The sequence below is a fragment of the Niastella populi genome (assembly GCF_002078015.1).
Classification (GTDB): Bacteria; Bacteroidota; Bacteroidia; order Chitinophagales; family Chitinophagaceae; genus Niastella; species Niastella populi.
This window is the reverse complement of the sequence record NZ_LWBP01000072.1, coordinates 1-284: the sequence shown is the minus strand read 5'-3', so window position 1 is coordinate 284 and position 284 is coordinate 1. Positions and strand designations below refer to the sequence as shown.

Genomic DNA, 284 nt, shown 5'->3' with positions numbered 1-284 from the left:
CAACACCTGTTGAATTTCGGCAGGTGGTTCGCTTGAGTTCATAAATGTGGCGACACCCATCGGTGTATTCATGTTTCGGATAGAGTATTGTACAATTGAATTCTGTTTTTCTTTGCAAAGAATGATGCCAATACTGGGAAGTTCATCAGGAAGTTTGATTTTATCATCCAACACATTCAGGTAAAAATGCAATTGACCAGTATACTCTGGCTTGAAATGGTCTTTCTTAATCTCAAAAGCCACAAGACGCCGGAGGATACGATTGTAGAAAAGTAAGTCAATTG

The 284-nt window shown here is 39.1% G+C and carries 1 protein-coding gene; it reads right to left on the bottom strand.

Going from position 1 to position 284, the window contains the following annotated elements:
• Positions 1–282, bottom strand: a 282-nt coding sequence (locus tag A4R26_RS08220; RefSeq protein ID WP_278248410.1) for a PDDEXK nuclease domain-containing protein, incomplete at its 3' end; no start/stop codon positions are given.
• Positions 283–284: the final 2 nt, after the last annotated feature.